We start from the raw sequence: 14,620 nt of genomic DNA, 5'->3' as shown, positions 1-14,620 counted from the left end.
ACCTTGAGCAGCCCCGACGCACCGCAGGACACCGGCCCGCACCGTCTGTGGTCGGTGGACGAGCACCTCGCGGACGTCCTCGCCGCCGTCCGGCCGCTGGAGCCCATCGAGCTCCAGCTGCTCGACGCCCAGGGCTGCGTCCTGGTCGAGGACGTCACCGTGCCCGTCGCCCTGCCGCCCTTCGACAACAGCTCCATGGACGGCTACGCCGTCCGGGTGGCCGACGTCCAGGGGGCGAGCGAGGAGTTCCCCGCGGTGCTGACGGTGATCGGGGACGTCGCTGCGGGCAGCGGTGAACTGCCCACCGTGGGCCCCGGCCAGGCCGCCCGCATCATGACCGGCGCCCCGCTGCCGCCCGGCGCGGAGGCCGTCGTACCGGTCGAGTGGACCGACGGCGGCACGGGCGGCGGCGCGGCCTCCCAGATGACCCCGGCCAGCGCCGCACCCGAGGGCGCGGGCGGCGAGGTACGGGTGCACCGGCCGGCCGAGGCCCGGCAGCACGTCCGCTCGCGCGGCAGCGACGTACAGGCCGGTGACCTGGCGCTGGCAGCCGGTACGGTGCTCGGTCCGCCGCAGATCGCGCTGCTCGCCGCCATCGGACGGGGCAGCGTACGGGTCCGGCCGCGGCCCCGGGTGGTCGTCCTGTCCACCGGCAGCGAGCTGGTCCAGCCGGGGGAGGCCCTGGGCGCCGGGTCGATCTACGACTCCAACAGCTTCGCGCTGGCAGCGGCCGCGCGGGACGCCGGCGCCCTCGCCTACCGGGTCGGCGCCGTCGCGGACGACGCGGACACCCTGCGCGCGACCATCGAGGACCAGCTGGTCCGGGCCGACCTGCTGGTCACCACGGGCGGGGTCAGCGTCGGCGCGTACGACGTCGTCAAGGAGGCGCTGACGGCGGTCGCCACCGGCTCCGACGCGGTGGACGGCGCCGGGATCGACTTCCGCAAGCTGGCCATGCAGCCGGGCAAGCCGCAGGGCTTCGGCACCATCGGCCCCGACCACACCCCCCTGCTGGCGCTGCCGGGCAACCCGGTGTCGTCCTACGTCTCCTTCGAGCTGTTCGTCCGCCCCGCGATCCGGGCGCTGATGGGCCTGCCCGACGTCAGCCGTCCGGCCGTACGGGCCGTGCTCAAGGCGGACCGGGCCATCGGCTCCCCCGCCGGCCGCCGTCAGTTCCTGCGCGGCGCCTACGACGCGCAGAGCGGGACCGTCAGCCCGGTCGGCGGATCGGGGTCCCACCTGATCGCCGCCCTGGCGCACGCCGACTCGCTGATCGTGGTACCGGAGGACGTCACCACGGTGGAGCCGGGGGCCGAACTGGAAGTGGTCCTGCTCGGCTGAGGACCGGCCGGTGCGGGTAGCGTGTTGCACCACACAGGCCCCTCGCGGGCCCGGAGCGGGAGCGGCACGAACCTATGGCAGCGTTTTCCCGGGCGGAGACCCCCGGACCCCCTGAGCACAGCAGGCTGACGCACATCGACGAGGCCGGTGCGGCGCGGATGGTCGACGTCTCGGAGAAGGACGTCACCACCCGCACGGCCCGGGCCAGCGGGCGCGTCCTCGTCTCCCCCCGGGTGATCGAGCTGCTGCGGGGTGAGGGCGTGCCCAAGGGCGACGCCCTCGCCACCGCGCGGATCGCCGGGATCATGGGGGCGAAGAAGACCCCCGACCTGATCCCGCTCTGCCACCCGCTGGCCGTCTCCGGGGTGAAGGTCGACCTCGCGGTCGCCGACGACGCCGTGGAGATCTTGGCCACCGTCAAGACGACCGACCGCACCGGCGTGGAGATGGAGGCGCTGACCGCGGTCGCCGTCGCCGGGCTCACCGTGATCGACATGGTCAAGGCCGTCGACAAGGGCGCGGTCATCACGGACGTCCGGGTGGAGGAGAAGACCGGCGGCAAGTCCGGCGACTGGAGCCGCGCGTGAACGCCCCGCGCGGCGGCGAGGCGTTCAGCCACAGCCACCTCCCCCCCGCGCAGGGCCGGGCGTGGACGGCCGAGCCGGTCGCCGCGGAGCCGGTGCGCACCCCGCGCGCCCTGGTGGTCACCGCCTCGAACCGCGCCTCGGCGGGCGTGTACGCCGACAAGGGCGGCCCGCTGCTGGCGGAGGGGCTCGGCCGGCTCGGCTTCGCCGTGGACGGGCCGCGCGTGGTGCCGGACGGGGACCCCGTCGAGGAGGCGCTGCGCGAGGGCGTGGCCGCCGGGTACGACGTCATCCTGACCACCGGCGGTACCGGCATCTCGCCGACGGACCGCACCCCGGACGCCACCGCGCGGGTACTGGACTACGAGGTCCCCGGCATCCCGCAGGCCATCCGCGCCGAGGGCCTGGCGAAGGTACCGACGGCCGCGCTGTCCCGGGGCCTGGCGGGCGTGGCGGGCCACACCCTGATCGTGAACCTGCCCGGTTCGACGGGCGGGGTGCGCGACGGCCTCGCGGTGCTGGAGCGGATCCTGCTGCACGCCGTCGACCAGATCCGGGGCGGCGATCACCCCAGACCTTCCGGGAGCGCGAGCTGAACGGCCCTTCCTGGCCCGTGGTGCTGACGGACGGTGACGTCACGCTCAGGCCGATAAAGCTGCGGGACCAGCGCGCGTGGCGCGAGGTCAACCGCCGCAACCGGGACTGGCTGCGGCCGTGGGAGGCCACGATCCCGCCGCCCGCGCCGTGGGGGCCGGTCATCCACCGGCCGACGTACCGCCAGATGGTCCGTCACCTGCGGGCGGAGGCGAACGCGGGGCGGATGCTGCCGTTCGTCATCGAGTACCAGGGGCGGCTGGTCGGCCAGTTGACGGTCGCCGGGATCACCTGGGGGTCGATGTGCGCGGGTCACGTGGGCTACTGGGTGGACCGCGACGTCGCGGGGCGCGGGGTGATGCCGACGGCCGTCGCGCTCGCGGTGGACCACTGCTTCGCGAAGGTCGGACTGCACCGGATCGAGGTGTGCATCCGGCCGGAGAACGGTCCGAGCCGCCGGGTGGTGGAGAAGCTCGGGTTCCGCGAGGAGGGGCTGCGGCCGCGCTACCTCCACATCGATGGTGCCTGGCGGGACCACCTCGTCTTCGCGCTCACGGCGGAGGAGGTTCCCGAGGGGCTGTTGCACCGCTGGCACCGCAGGGCGGCGGCGCGCCACCGGGACGGACCTACGGGCCCGCGGGGCCTCCCCAATTCATAAAAATCGCAAAAGCGTTCGAATTCTTTCGGGTTCGTCCATAACCTGATCCGAAGAATCACAAAAAAAGTCGGTGATATCAGCGAGATCGCGCGACACACCGGCTCAATTGGCCGATCCCCTCGCCCGCGTCCCTCTACGGTGTGGGGTGTGAGCAGCAGCGGCCTCATCTACGCAGTCATTGTCGGGGCCTGGGCCGCCTACTTGGTGCCCATGTGGCTCCGGAGGCAGGACGAGCTGAACGAAGCCCGTCCGACGGAACGCTTCTCCACTGCCATCCGGCTGCTTTCCGGCCGGGCGGGAATGGAGCGCCGTTACGCCAAGGGACTGCGTGAGCGCGGTGCCGAAGAGGTGGAACCCCAGCCCCACGCGGACCCGGACGCGGCGACGGAAACGGTGAATTCCGTGGAAGCCGACGCCCGGGCTTTCGTCGTGCCCCCGACCAGGGCGGAACCGAGGTCGGCCGGCGCGCAGCGGGCGGAGCGGGCCCGGCGCGAGCAGCGCCTCCAGGTCCTCGCCCGCCGCAGGCGCACCACCGCGCTGCTCTTCCTGGTCTTCACCCTGGGCGCGGTCGTCGCCGCGGTCGGCGGCCTGCGCTTCCTGTGGGCGCCGGCCGTCCCCGCGCTGCTGCTGAGCGCCTACATCGTGCACCTGCGGGTCCAGGAGCGGCGGCGCTACGAGTTCACCATGGACCGCCGGCGCGCGGAGGCGGCCGCCCGGCGGCTGCGCGAGCACCACTCGCGCCGACGCGAGTCGGAGGCCGCGGCCGGCGCCGAACCGGATCCCGCGCCGCCGGTGTCCCCGCAGGAGGCGGGGCGGCGCGCGGTGGTGGAGCAGACCGACCACGCCGAGTGGGTGGACCAGCAGCGCGAGCGCGAGCGGGGCCCGGCGCGCGGCGACAGCTGGGAGCCGGTCCCGGTCCCGCTGCCGACCTACGTGACGGCCCCGGTCGCCCCCCGCGCCACCGGTCCGGCGGCCCCCGACGCCTGGAGCGCGACCCGCTCCAGCACCGCGGAGCCGACCGAACCCCGCCTGCGCGCCCAGCCGGGCCCGCCGAAGCCCGCGGCGGCGGAACCGAAGCCCCCGCGCCCCCGCGGCCGCGAGCGCGGCCGCACCCCGCTCTTCGACCAGTACGAGGGCGAGTCCCGCCCCCGCGCCGCGAACGAGTGATCGGTGACCTGCGCGGACGCTCCCGAGAACCGGTTTTGGAGCACCCGCGCGGGGATGCTAATGTTTCACACGTCGCAAGGGCCTGTGGCGCAGTCTGGTAGCGCACCTCGTTCGCATCGAGGGGGTCTGGGGTTCAAATCCCCACAGGTCCACAGACGACAGTTCCCGGGTGGCTCCCGGGAACGTCACGAGATCCCGTCCGGTCGAAAGACCGGACGGGATCTCGGCGTTTGCGGGGTCGTACCGTCGGCCGGGGGCACGCCGGGGAGCCCCCGCCCGGCGGACCCGCGGAGCGTCAGCGGGTCAGGGGGGAGCGGGTCAGGGGCTTGGCCATGCAGACGCTGGACTCGTACGTGCGGTAGTAGCCGAACTTGGGGCAGTCGTCGTAGCCCGAGGAGCGGTAGAGGGCTATGGCTTCCGGTTGTTGGTCGCCGGTTTCGAGGACCATGCGCAGGCGCCCGGCCTCGCGGGCGTCGGTTTCGAGGAGCGCGAGGATGCGGCGGGCCAGGCCCAGGCCGCGGGCCTCGGGGATGACGTACATGCGCTTGAGTTCCGCGTCGCCGTCGCGGTAGCCCTCCGGGCTCTCGTCGCGGGCGCGCCAGCCGCCGCTCGCGACCGGGGCGCCGGTTGTGTCGTAGGCCACGAAGTACAGGCCGTTCGGCGGGGCGAACATCGCCGGGTCGAGGACGGTCGCGTCGCCCTCCCCCTCGTAGCGGGCCCGGTATTCGAGCTGGACCTGGTCGTCGAGCTTGACCGCGTCCGGGTGGTCGTACGGCACGGCGCGCAGGGTAATCCCGTGAGACATCGGAACATCGTACGGAACGCTCCCGCTATCGTGCGGGGATGCTCACCGTGACCACCGTGAATGTGAATGGGATCCGCGCCGCAGCGAAGAAGGGCTTCGTGGAGTGGCTCGCCGGGTCCGACGCCGACGTCGTGTGCCTCCAGGAGGTACGGGCCGAGGAAGAGCAGATCCCGGTGGAGGCGCGGGAGCCCGAGGGGTGGCACACCGTGTTCGCCCCGGCCGCCGTCAAGGGCCGGGCCGGGGTCGCGCTCTACACGCGCCGGGCGCCCGAGCGGGTGCAGATCGGCTTCGGGAGCGCCGAGTTCGACGGCTCCGGCCGGTACGTCGAGGTGGACCTGCCCGGGGTGACCGTGGCGAGCCTGTACCTGCCGTCCGGAGAGGCGGGCACGGAGAAGCAGGACGAGAAGTACCGGTTCATGGAGGAGTTCATCGCCCACCTCGCCGAGCTCAAGGTGCGGGCCGCCGCCGACGGGCGCGAGGTCGTGGTCTGCGGCGACTGGAACATCTGCCACCGGGAAGCGGACCTCAAGAACTGGAAGACCAACCGCAAGAACGCCGGTTTCCTGCCCGAGGAACGGGAGTGGCTCGGCAACGTGTACCAGGAGGCCGGCTACGTCGACGTCGTGCGCGTGCTGCACCCGGACACCGACGGGCCGTACTCCTGGTGGTCCTACCGCGGCCGCGCCTTCGACAACGACGCCGGCTGGCGCATCGACCTCCAGGTGGCCACCCCGGGGCTGGCGGGACGCGCGGTGAAGGCGTGGGTGGAGCGGGCCGAGACGCACCCGGAGCGGTGGTCGGACCACGCCCCCGTGACGGTGGTCTACGAGCTGGGGTCCTGAGCTCCGGAGGGCCCCGACGCCCCGGGTGCCCCCGGGGCCAGCAGGCGGTCCATCGCCATGGTGAGCTCCGCCTCGACCACGCTCTTGGCGAGCGGACGCAGCCGGGGCAGGGCGTCCTGCGTCAGGTGCGCGGAGATCAGCTCCGTGAACAGGGCCGCCATCGCGTCGGCGTGCGCGCGCACCCGGCGGCCGGTCTCCAGCACCGCGGCCAGCGGGACGCCCTCGCGGACCAGCGCCGAGGAGACCTCCAGCAGACGGCGGCTGACGTGCACGATCTCGTCGCCGTCGACGGCGAGGTAGCCGAGGTCCAGGGAGGCCGCCAGGTTCTCCGGGGTGACCTCCCCCTCGAAGTAGTCGGCCAGCGCCTCGGGCGTCAGCCGTACCGGGGTCTCCTCCGACCAGCCGATGCCGAGCAGCTCGCCGAGCTGGCCGACGTCGCGGCCGTGTTCGAAGGCGGCCGTGAGCTCGGCGATCCCGCCGAGGGTGTGACCGCGTTCCAGGAGGGCGGCGATGGTGCGCAGCCGGGCGAGGTGGTGCTCGTCGTACCAGGCGATCCGGCCTTCGCGGCGGGGCGGTGGGAGGAGCTTGCGCTCGCGGTAGAAGCGCAGGGTGCGCACCGGGATGCCGGCCGCCTCGGCCAGCTCCTCCGTACGGTATTCGTGTGTCTTTTCTTCCGCCACATGCGCAGCGTAGGGCGTACCCGCAGTAACTTTCCCGGCGAGACCCCTACCCATGGGTACGGGGCTGCTCTACCCTCCCGATTGTGCCAGTGATTGCTGGCAGTGTTCGATGACGGTGCGGGCTGGGACTGTGGAAGCGGAAGGCGGCGGGCATGGGCGGCATGGACGGGCGCGAGCACGTGCGGGTGGCGGTGATCGGCTCCGGGTTCGGCGGGCTGGGCGCGGCGGTACGGCTGCGGCGCGAGGGGATCACGGACTTCGTCGTGCTGGAACGGGCCGGCTCGGTCGGCGGGACGTGGCGCGACAACAGCTATCCCGGGTGCGCGTGCGACGTCCCCTCGCACCTGTACTCCTTCTCCTTCGCGCCCAACCCGGACTGGCCCCGGACCTTCTCCGGGCAGCCCGCCATCCGCGCGTACCTGGAACACGTCGCCGACACCTTCGGGCTGCGCCCGCACATCCGGCTGGACTCCGAGGTGCGGATGATGCGCTGGGACGCCGAGGAGCTGCGCTGGGAGATCGAGACCCCCGCCGGTGAACTGACCGCCGACGTGGTGGTGTCGGCGACCGGGCCGCTGTCGGACCCGAAGGTGCCGGAGGTCCCGGGGCTGGACACGTTCCCCGGGAAGGTCTTCCACTCCGCCCGCTGGGACCACGACTACGACCTGCGCGGCAAGCGCGTCGCGATGATCGGCACCGGCGCCTCGGCGATCCAGATCGTGCCCGCCATCGCCCCCGACGTGGAGCGCCTGACGCTGTTCCAGCGGACCCCGCCGTGGGTGATGCCCCGCACGGACCGGGCGATCTCCACCGCCGAGCGCTGGCTGCACCGCCAGCTGCCGTTCACCCGGGCGGCGCGGCGCGGGCTGCTGTGGGGGATCCGCGAACTCCAGGTCAGCGCCTTCACCAAGCGGCCCGGTCAGCTCGGGCTGATCGAGTCCCTGGCCAAGGCCAACATGGCGCGCTCGATCAAGGACCCGCAGCTGCGGGCCAAGCTGACCCCCTCCTACCGGATCGGCTGCAAGCGGATCCTGCTGTCCAGCGAGTACTACCCGGCGCTCGCCCGGCCCAACGTGGACCTGGTGGCCTCCGGGCTGGCGGAGGTCCGGGGCAGCACGCTGGTGGCGGCGGACGGGACCGAGACCGAGGTGGACGCCGTCGTCTTCGGCACGGGCTTCCACGTCACCGACATGCCGATCGCCGACCGGGTGGTGGGCGCCGGCGGCGAGACGCTGGCGGACGCGTGGAAGGACGGGATGCAGGCGCTGCGCGGGGCGACGGCGGCCGGCTTCCCCAACTGGATGACGATCATCGGGCCCAACACCGGGCTCGGCAACAGCTCGATGATCCTGATGATCGAGTCGCAGCTGAACTACATGGCCGACTACCTGCGCCAGCTGGACGTGCTCGGCGGCCGGGCCGCCCTCGCCGCCAGGCCCTCGGCGGTGGGTGCCTGGAACCGGCGCGTCCAGGCCCGGATGGAACGGACGGTCTGGAACACCGGCGGCTGCACCAGCTGGTACCTGGACGCCGGCGGCCGCAACACGACCGTCTGGCCGGGCACCACGGGCGAGTTCCGGCGCGAGACGCGCTCGGTCGACCTCGCGGAGTACGAGGTCGTACGCGTCCGGGAGCGGGACCGCGAGCGGGTCCCGGCCGTCAAGGCGGCGGTCCCGGCGCCCGCGGTCCCGGCGCCCACCGCCCCCGCCGCCGCTCCCGTCGAGGAGGGCGCGGCATGAGGCGCCCGGCGTACGTCACCTCCGGCCGGTACGCGCCCCCGCCCGCCCGGCGCGAACTGGTCGCCGTCTCCGCCGACGGGGCCCGGCTGCACGTCGAGGTCCACGGCGACGAGGACGCCCCGCCCGTGGTCCTCTCCCACGGCTGGACCTGCTCCACCGCCTTCTGGGCCGCCCAGATACGCGACCTGGCCCGGGACCACCGGGTCATCGCCTACGACCAGCGCGGCCACGGGCGCAGCCCCGCCGGGCGCTGGTACACCACCTCCGCGCTCGCCGACGACCTCCTCGCGGTACTGGAGGCCACCCTCGCCCCCGGTGAACGGGCCGTCGTCGCGGGCCACTCCATGGGCGGCATGACGATCATGGCCGCCGCCGGGCGGCCGGGGTTCGCCGAGCGCGTCGCGGCCGCCCTGCTGTGCAGCACCGGCAGCGCGCGGCTCGTCGCGGAGGCGCTGGTCCTGCCGGTGCGCGCCGGGCGCGCGCGGACCCGTATCACCGGCGCGATCCTCGGATCCCGCGCCCCGCTCGGACCCGTCACGCCGGTCGGCAAGCGCGTGCTGAGGTACGCCACGATGGGCCCCGCCGCCACGCCGGACCAGGTCGAGGCCTGTGCGCGCATCGTGCACGGCTGCCCCACCGGCGTCCGGTACGCCTGGTCGCAGGTGCTCGCCGGGCTCGACCTGGAGGCCGACCTGGCCTCGCTGACCGTGCCCACCGCCGTCATCGGCGGCACGAACGACCGGCTGACCCCGATCCTGCACGCCCGTGCCCTCGCCGCCGCGCTGCCCGACTGCGCCGGCCTCACCGAGCTGCCCGGCATGGGCCACATGACCCCGATCGAAGCGCCGGAGGCCGTCACCCGCGTGATACGCGAGCTGGCCGCCCGCCGCCCGGCGCAGCACCGACCCGACACCACGCAGGCCACCCTGAAGGAGAAGACGCCGTGAGCGCTCGCAGGAGTCTGGAAGGCCAGGTCGCCGTCGTCACCGGCGCCGCCCGCGGGGTCGGTGAGCTCCTGGCCCGCAAACTGTCCGCGCGCGGCGCGAAGGTCGCCCTGGTCGGGCTGGAGCCGGAGGCCCTCAAAGAGGTCTCCGAACGGCTGCACACCGACAGCGACCACTGGCACGCCGACGTCACCGACCACGAGGCGATGGCCCGCGTCGCGCAGGAGGTCAAGCAGCGCTTCGGCAAGGTGGACGTCGTCGTCGCCAACGCGGGCGTCGCCTCCGGCGGGCCGTTCGCCGACTCCGACCCCGACGCCTGGCGCCGGGTGATCGAGGTCAACCTGATCGGCGGGGCCGTGACCGCCCGCGCCTTCCTGCCGGTACTGACGGAGAGCCGCGGCTACTTCCTCCAGATAGCCTCCCTCGCGGCGATCACCCCGGCGCCGATGATGACGGCGTACTGCGCCTCCAAGTCCGGGGTCGAGGCGTTCGCGCACTGCCTGCGCGCCGAGGTCGGCTACAAGGGCGTCAAGGTGGGCGTCGGCTACCTCTCCTGGACCGACACCGACATGGTGCGCGGCGCGGACCAGGACGAGGTCATGCGGGAGTTGCGCGGCCGGCTGCCGTGGCCGGCGAACCGCACCTATCCCCTCGGGCCGGCCGTCGACCGGATCGTGGCCGGCATCGAGCGGCGCTCGGCGCACGTGTACGCGCAGTGGTGGCTGCGGGGCACGCAGGGCGTACGGGGATACCTCCCGGCGCTGATCGCGGCCGGCGGCCGTCGGGAGATGCGGCACTTCGAGCCCCGGCTGGCCGGCATCCCGCGGGGGCTGGTCGGCGCCGGGGGCGCCGCCGACGAGCAGGAGCGGACGGCGGACGCGCCGCGCGGCTGACCGGGCCGGCCCGAGGGGCGCGGAGACACAGGGGCGCAGAGGGCTGTGGGGCCCGGGGGCGCGGCCCGTTGCGGCGGGCCGCGCCCCCGCGCCCGGGCCCTCGGTGGAGCCGTGCCCGCGCGCCTACGCCCTCGGTGGAGCCGTGCCCGCGCGCCTACGCCCTCGGCGGTAGCTTCGGCCGGCGCAGGTCCGGCACGTCCTCGTAGCCGGGCGGGACCGCTGCCGGGTCCTGCTCCAGCAGCTCCAGCGCCAGGTGCACGGCGTCGTCCAGCTGCGCGTGCCGCCCCTCCGCCCAGTCGAGCGGGGTGCGCAGGATCGCGAGGTCCGGCTCCACGCCGTGGTTCTCCACCGACCAGCCGTACTCCGGGAACCACGCCGCGTTCATCGGGACGGTGATCACCGTGCCGTCGCCCAGGGTGTGCCGGCCGGTCATCCCGACCACCCCGCCCCAGGTGCGCTGGCCGACGACCGGCCCGAGCCCCAGCAGCTTGAACGCCGCCGTGATCATGTCCCCGTCGGAGGAGGTCGCTTCGTCGGCCAGTGCCACGATCGGACCCCGGGGCGCGTTCGAGGCGTACGAGACCGGCTGCGCGCCCCGCGTGAGGTCCCAGCCGAGGATCGACCGGGTCAGCTTCTCCACCACCAGCTCGCTGATGTGCCCGCCCGCGTTGCCGCGCACGTCCACGATCAGCGCGGGCCGCGACATCTCCATCCGCACGTCCCGGTTGAACTGGGCCCAGCCCGAGCCGCCCATGTCGGGGATGTGGAGGTAGCCGCACTTGCCGCCGCTGAGCTCCCGGACCACCGCCCGCCGCTTGGAGACCCAGTCCTGGTAGCGCAACGGCCGTTCGTCGACGAGCGGGACGACCGCGACCCGGCGCGCCCGGCCCTCCCCCTCGGCCGGCTCGAAGGTCAGCTCGACCGTGGTGCCGCCCGCCGCCGACAGCAGGGGGTACGGCCCCGCCACCGGATCGACCGCGCGGCCGTCGACGTGGGTGAGGACCGCGCCCTCGCGGATGCCGGTGCCGGCGAGCGGGGAGCGGGCCTTGGAGTCCGAGGACTCGCCGGGCAGGATCCGCGACACGGTCCAGGCGCCGTCGCGGGGGACGAGGTTGGCGCCGAGGAGGCCGATGGCCCGCTGGTAGTGCGGGGGGCCCTCGTTGCGGCGCGCGGGGGAAACGTAGGCGTGGGAGGTGCCGAGCTCGCCGAGCACCTCGCGCATCAGGTCCGCGAACTCGTCGGGGGACGCGACCCGTTCGACCAGGGGGCGGTACTGGCGCAGCACCCCGTCCCAGTCGATGCCGCACATGTCCGGCTCCCAGAAGTAGGCGCGGATCAGCCGGCCCGCCTCCTCAAAGGCCTGGCGCCATTCGGCGGCCGGGTCGACCTCGTGCAGGATGCGCCGCAGGTCCAGGTAGACGGTGGAGTCGCTGTCGCCCGACTCGGTCGCCGGGACCGCGCGGAGGTCGCCGTCGTCGTTGACCACCAGCCGGGTGCCGTCCCCGCTGACCGCGAACCAGTCCAGCCCCGAGGCCAGCTCGGTCTTGCGCGCCTTAGTGATGTCGAAGTACTCCAGAGTCGGCTTGCCGGTCATGTCCGCCGGGTTGGCGAAGGTCTCGCCGAGCGCGCCCGAGATCGGCCAGCGCAGCCAGACCAGCCCGCCGCCGTGCACGGGGTAGAGGGCGGAGTACTTCGACGCGGCGACCGGGAAGGGCGTCACCCGGCTCTCCAGCCCCTCCACTTCCACCGTCACGGCGCCGTCGCCCTCGCCCGACTCGCCCTCCACCGGGTCGAGTCCGCCGGCGGCGGGCCTGCCGTCGGGGGTGAACGCGAACGGGGAAGGAGTGGCCGAGGACAGGGGCACCAGGTACGGGCGGCAGCCCAACGGGAAGGACAGGTCGCCGGTGTGCACGTCGTACACCGGGTCGAAGCCGCGCCACGACAGGAAGGCGAGGTAGCGGCCGTCCCGGGTGAAGACCGGGTTCTCGTCCTCGAAGCGGCCGTTGGTGACGTCGACGACCGTACGGGGGCCGGGGCCGGCGATCCGCGCCATCTTGATCTGGCGCAGCGACCGCCCGATGCCGGGGTGCGACCAGGTCAGCCAGCAGCCGTCGGGGGAGAACGCCAGGTCGTTGACCGGGCCGTTGACGGACCGCACCAGCTCGGTGACCTCGCCGCCGGAGCCGCCCGATCCGCCCGAGCCTTCGGACTCCTCCGCCTCCTCCGGCTCCTCCGTGGCGTCGATGAGCAGCAGCCGCCCGTCGTTCGAGGCGATCGCCAGGCGCTCCCCGTCCGGGTCGGACACCAGTTCCAGGACCCGGCCCAGTTTCCCGGAGGCCAGCCGGCGCGGCTGCCGGGGCCCTGAGGCGCGGGGCAGGTAGGCGATCTCGATGGCGTCCTCGCCCTCGGCGTCCGTCACGTACGCGACCTGTCCGCCGCTGCCGAGCATCTCCGGCAGCCGCACGCGCACGCCCGGGGTGTCGGCGATGGTGCGGGCCGGGCCGTCGCGGTGGGTGAGCCAGTACAGGCTGCCGCGCACGACCACGGCGCTGGCCCGCCCGGTCGTGTCGACGGAGAGCGAGTCGACGTGGCTGGCGGCCGGCACCTGGTACGTACGCCGCCCCGCGCGCGGGCCGCCGAGGCGGACGTCGAGCCGCCGCGGCGAGGCGTCGGGGGCCAGGGAGTCGACGAGCCACAGGTCGCCCGCGCACTGGTAGACGACCCGGGTGCCGTCGCTGGAGGCGTGGCGGGCGTAGAACTCCTCGTGGTCGGTGTGGCGCCGCAGGTCGGTGCCGTCGGGCAGGCAGGAGTAGAGGTTGCCGATCCCCTCGTGGTCGGAGAGGAAGGCGATCCGGCCGTCCACGAACATGGGCGAGTCGAGGTGGCCCTCGATGTCCTCCAGCAGCCGGGTCCCGTGCAGCCAGAGCCGGCCGGTGGCACCGCCCCGGTAGCGCTTCCAGGCCGCCGGCTCGTGCGGCGGCTTGCCCGTGAGCAGCAGGGTGCGCCGCTCGGGGGTGCCGTTGGCGCCCGGGACGTCCTGGACGGCGATGTCGGAGACCGGGCCCCAGGGGAGCCGGCCGCCGGGGCTGCCGTCGGTGGGCAGGCAGTAGGCCCAGGAGTAGTAGGAGAAGGGCTGGCCGTGCGAGGAGACGGCCAGGATGTCGCTGCGGCCGTCCTTGTCCGGCGGGGTCCAGCAGCAGACCCGGGTGTCGGTGGAACCCCAGTAGCTCAGTCTGCGGGCGGGCCCGCCGTCCACGGGGGCGAGGTGGATCTCCGGGTCGAGGCTGCGCCAGGTGGTGAAGGCGATGTGGCGCCCGTCGGGGGAGAAGCGCGGGTGCCCGACCCGCGTCCGGTCGACGGTGATCCGCCAGGCCCGGCCGGCGGTGGCGCCGGGCGGGACGAGGGGCGCCACCCAGAGGTCGTCTTCGGTGGCGAAGCACAGGAGGTCGTCGTGCAGGTGCGGGTATCGGAGGTACGCGCCGTCGTGACTCACCCCCCAATGCTTTCCGCGCGGCGGGGCCCTGGCAACTCGTACAGGTGATCCATGCCACGGGCTCGAGCGAAACGGAACGGTTTCGTTTCGATCGGCGCCGGGGTATGGTTCGAGGAGTACGAAACGGTTCCGTTCGGATGGGAGGAAGCGGAGATGCTCGAAGAGGTCTCGTCGCGGCGCACCCGGATCACCCCCGAACGGGAAGCCGAACTCCACGGAGCGGTCCTGGACCTGCTGCGCGAGGTCGGCTACGAGGCGCTGACCATGGACGCGGTCGCCGCCCGTACGAGGTCCAGCAAGGCGACCCTCTACCGCCAGTGGGGGAGCAAGCCGGAGCTGGTCGCGAAGGCCCTGCGGTGCACCAAGCCGGTCTCCCTGCGGGAGATCGACACCGGCAGTCTGCGCGGGGACTTCGCCCTCATGGTCGAGCACTCCGACGACGCGCAGATGGCCAAGGACACCGCCCTGATGCGGGGCCTGGCCCACGCCGTCCACGAGAGCCCGGAGCTCCACAAGGCGCTGCGGGACCTGCTGGTGGACCCCGAGATCAACGGTCTGCAGATGATGCTGCGGCGGGCGGTGGACCGGGGGGAGATCGCCCCGGACTGCCCGGCGCTCGACTTCGTACCGCACATGCTCATCGGGGCGTTCATCGCGCTCCCGCTGATCGAGGACCGCCCGGTGGACCGGGCTTTCCTCGGTTGCTTCATCGACGCCGTGGTGTTCCCCGCCCTCGGCGTCTGATCCTTCCCCCACCCTCCCCGGGGTGGGTCCGCTGCTCCTGACACGCCGCTCTCGTCGTCGGGTCGGCTCTCCATGCCCTCGGGGGGCGCCCACGGCGCCCCCACCCACTCCACGACCCGAACGGGAGAACCACCGA

At 73.7% G+C, this 14,620-nt stretch carries 13 protein-coding genes and 1 tRNA gene; 11 read left to right on the top strand and 3 right to left on the bottom strand.

From position 1 onward, the window contains the following. Positions 1 to 3 precede the first annotated feature (3 nt). The 6 genes from glp to OHA81_RS13755 all read left to right on the top strand — a co-directional run bounded on the left by glp (position 4) and on the right by OHA81_RS13755 (position 4,496). Positions 4 to 1,341: a molybdotransferase-like divisome protein Glp gene (gene glp / locus OHA81_RS13780; RefSeq protein ID WP_329195922.1), complete on the top strand. Its 1,338-nt coding sequence runs from the start codon at positions 4 to 6 to the stop codon at positions 1,339 to 1,341. 74 nt (positions 1,342 to 1,415) lie between these two features. After that, positions 1,416 to 1,928, top strand: a complete 513-nt coding sequence (moaC, locus tag OHA81_RS13775; RefSeq protein WP_329195920.1) for a cyclic pyranopterin monophosphate synthase MoaC — start codon at positions 1,416 to 1,418, stop codon at positions 1,926 to 1,928. 92 nt (positions 1,929 to 2,020) lie between these two features. Then, positions 2,021 to 2,521 carry a MogA/MoaB family molybdenum cofactor biosynthesis protein gene (locus OHA81_RS13770; RefSeq protein ID WP_329202261.1) on the top strand — a complete coding sequence of 167 codons (501 nt, stop codon included), beginning with the start codon at positions 2,021 to 2,023 and terminating at the stop codon, positions 2,519 to 2,521. A gap of 17 nt (positions 2,522 to 2,538) precedes the next feature. Beyond that, positions 2,539 to 3,177 carry a GNAT family N-acetyltransferase gene (locus OHA81_RS13765; protein ID WP_329195919.1) on the top strand — a complete coding sequence of 213 codons (639 nt, stop codon included), beginning with the start codon at positions 2,539 to 2,541 and terminating at the stop codon, positions 3,175 to 3,177. A gap of 147 nt (positions 3,178 to 3,324) precedes the next feature. Beyond that, complete coding sequence (gene sepX / locus OHA81_RS13760; RefSeq protein ID WP_329195917.1) at positions 3,325 to 4,344, top strand: divisome protein SepX/GlpR; 1,020 nt, start codon at positions 3,325 to 3,327, stop codon at positions 4,342 to 4,344. A gap of 78 nt (positions 4,345 to 4,422) precedes the next feature. Next, positions 4,423 to 4,496: transfer RNA gene (locus OHA81_RS13755), tRNA-Ala, on the top strand. Positions 4,497 to 4,639: 143 nt separating this feature from the next. On the opposite strand, the gene OHA81_RS13750 is transcribed toward OHA81_RS13755, so the two are convergent. Further along, positions 4,640 to 5,149: a GNAT family N-acetyltransferase gene (locus OHA81_RS13750; protein ID WP_329195916.1), complete on the bottom strand. Its 510-nt coding sequence runs from the start codon at positions 5,147 to 5,149 to the stop codon at positions 4,640 to 4,642. 38 nt (positions 5,150 to 5,187) lie between these two features. On the opposite strand from OHA81_RS13750, the gene OHA81_RS13745 reads away from it, so the two are divergent. Further along, on the top strand, positions 5,188 to 5,991 hold the full coding sequence (locus OHA81_RS13745) for an exodeoxyribonuclease III (RefSeq protein ID WP_329195915.1): 804 nt from the start codon (positions 5,188 to 5,190) through the stop codon (positions 5,989 to 5,991). Here OHA81_RS13745 and OHA81_RS13740 read toward each other — a convergent pair. After that, on the bottom strand, positions 5,973 to 6,671 hold the full coding sequence (locus tag OHA81_RS13740) for a MerR family transcriptional regulator (RefSeq protein ID WP_329195914.1): 699 nt from the start codon (positions 6,669 to 6,671) through the stop codon (positions 5,973 to 5,975). The two genes, OHA81_RS13745 and OHA81_RS13740, sit on opposite strands and share 19 nt — an antisense overlap. A 161-nt stretch (positions 6,672 to 6,832) precedes the next feature. Here OHA81_RS13740 and OHA81_RS13735 point away from each other — a divergent pair, with 161 nt between their 5' ends. The 3 genes from OHA81_RS13735 to OHA81_RS13725 are packed head-to-tail and all read left to right on the top strand — an operon-like array spanning position 6,833 to position 10,247. Next, positions 6,833 to 8,410 carry a flavin-containing monooxygenase gene (locus OHA81_RS13735; protein ID WP_329202259.1) on the top strand — a complete coding sequence of 526 codons (1,578 nt, stop codon included), beginning with the start codon at positions 6,833 to 6,835 and terminating at the stop codon, positions 8,408 to 8,410. Further along, on the top strand, positions 8,407 to 9,357 hold the full coding sequence (locus OHA81_RS13730; RefSeq protein ID WP_329195913.1) for an alpha/beta fold hydrolase: 951 nt from the start codon (positions 8,407 to 8,409) through the stop codon (positions 9,355 to 9,357). The genes OHA81_RS13735 and OHA81_RS13730 overlap by 4 nt, the downstream gene beginning before the upstream one ends. Next, positions 9,354 to 10,247 carry an SDR family oxidoreductase gene (locus OHA81_RS13725; RefSeq protein WP_329195912.1) on the top strand — a complete coding sequence of 298 codons (894 nt, stop codon included), beginning with the start codon at positions 9,354 to 9,356 and terminating at the stop codon, positions 10,245 to 10,247. Before OHA81_RS13730 ends, OHA81_RS13725 begins: the two co-directional genes overlap by 4 nt. A gap of 154 nt (positions 10,248 to 10,401) precedes the next feature. On the opposite strand, the gene OHA81_RS13720 is transcribed toward OHA81_RS13725, so the two are convergent. Beyond that, positions 10,402 to 13,740: a S41 family peptidase gene (locus OHA81_RS13720; protein ID WP_329195910.1), complete on the bottom strand. Its 3,339-nt coding sequence runs from the start codon at positions 13,738 to 13,740 to the stop codon at positions 10,402 to 10,404. A 153-nt stretch (positions 13,741 to 13,893) separates the two neighbouring features. Between OHA81_RS13720 and OHA81_RS13715 the strand changes: the two genes are divergently transcribed. Beyond that, complete coding sequence (locus OHA81_RS13715) at positions 13,894 to 14,484, top strand: TetR/AcrR family transcriptional regulator (RefSeq protein ID WP_329195909.1); 591 nt, start codon at positions 13,894 to 13,896, stop codon at positions 14,482 to 14,484. The last annotated feature ends 136 nt before the right edge of the window (positions 14,485 to 14,620 follow it).

This window comes from Streptomyces sp. NBC_00667, from assembly GCF_036226825.1.
In the GTDB taxonomy this organism is placed as follows: Bacteria; Actinomycetota; Actinomycetes; order Streptomycetales; family Streptomycetaceae; genus Streptomyces.
This window is presented reverse-complemented; position numbering and strand designations above follow the sequence as displayed.